The organism is Shewanella sp. 11B5 (genome assembly GCF_002836795.1).
Taxonomy (GTDB): domain Bacteria; phylum Pseudomonadota; class Gammaproteobacteria; order Enterobacterales; family Shewanellaceae; genus Shewanella; species Shewanella frigidimarina.
Map to the genome: position 1 here is coordinate 1 of NZ_PJAP01000035.1, position 1,477 is coordinate 1,477.

Here is a 1,477-nt window from a genome sequence, read left to right on the forward strand (position 1 = left end):
CAACTTATGCGATGACCCAACTTACTTTGCCAGACTGGCCACCATTATTACTCGGTGCCCTTCGTGCGCTGCCTGCAGGACTGATTCTACTGGCGATTAAACCAAGCCTACCGCAAAAAACCGACTGGTCTATTTTAATTAAACTCGGTGCCATTAACATTGCGGTGTTTTTCAGTTTGATTTTTATCATGGCACTGACACTGCCATCGGCTATTTCTGGCATCGGGATGATTTCAGTGCCGGTATTCGCGATGTTATTTCATTGGATAGTCAGTAAAAAAAGACCTAACCTTCTGCAAGCACTTTCTGGTGCGGTGTTAATTGGCTTAGCTTGGATGCTGTTTGACCCAAGCTCAATCAGCTTAAACCCCATAGGATTAGTCGCAATGCTTGCCGCAATTAGCTGCATTATTATCGGTAGCACAATGACCAAAGCGTTAGGGTCGCGCATTCATTGGTGGACCATACTCACCTGGCAGTTGATTATCGGCGGCACATTACTGTTAGTTGTTGCGGGTATTCAGGCACTCTTTTCGCCACAGCAATATATCGATGTGGTCAGCCAATTTAGTCTGACTAATGGCTTTGGTATAAGCTGGATAATCTTGCTTAATACCGTACTGGGTTACAGTATGTATGTGTGGTTACTGCAACGCATGTCTGTGGTCGACTTTACTTTTGGTGGCATTGCCAACCCAATAGCGGGCATCGTCTGTGGCCTAGTATTAATGGGCGAGTCATACACCGCACACCAATATTTATTGATGAGCGGGATGATTTTTGCCTCTATCGCGCCAACATTAATTCAGCTACTGCGCCCAAAAAAGCTCAGTACTACCGCAAGCGATTAACTGAGCCTATGGGCGAGTCATTGAGCTAATAACTACAGCAGAGCTCTTAACTGATTGAGTGCATCTACAGAGAAGCCTTGGTCATAAAAGTAAATCACTGTACCTTGCTCATTGAGCAGCACGACTCGAGTATTATTGGGATTTTCATTACCGGTAAAGGCTTGTACTTGGTCGCCATCTTTATAGATGGTGACCACACCTTTCCATAATGGTTTAGGTATGCCTGCACGCATGCCATTATTAATCAGAGGACTGAACATTCTAGGAAACAACCCCTGTATGGTCGGCACTTCATATACCGCCACTTGAGTTTGGGTCATGTCTAGGCCAATCAGCCAGCGATCAATATCAAACTGTGAATCTTGCTTGTAACCAATCAACAATAGCGACATTTTACCTTGTAAATCCTCAGGTAAAGCCATCGACTCTTCTTCAAGCGTTTGCCCTACTACCGAGGGAAATGCTTGTCCTGTAATAGCCTGATTGGGGTAACTGGTGCTACAAGCACTTAGCAATAAAGCCGCAATAACCATTAAAATACGCATCTGTAATCCTTGTTGATAAATAACCTATCCAGTTGTACGCAAGCAAACAGCAAATGGATTGCTTGTTGCCAAATTCAGATA

The 1,477-nt window shown here is 44.3% G+C and carries 2 protein-coding genes; one reads left to right on the top strand and one right to left on the bottom strand.

The window, feature by feature from the left end:
* Positions 1-851, top strand: an 851-nt coding sequence (locus CXF78_RS00280; protein WP_102035663.1) for an EamA family transporter, incomplete at its 5' end; no start/stop codon positions are given.
* Positions 852-883: 32 nt separating this feature from the next.
* On the opposite strand, the gene CXF78_RS00285 is transcribed toward CXF78_RS00280, so the two are convergent.
* The gene (locus CXF78_RS00285; RefSeq protein ID WP_102035664.1) at positions 884-1,396 is read right to left on the bottom strand and encodes a hypothetical protein; all 513 of its coding nucleotides are present in this window, start codon (positions 1,394-1,396) and stop codon (positions 884-886) included.
* Positions 1,397-1,477 lie beyond the last annotated feature (81 nt).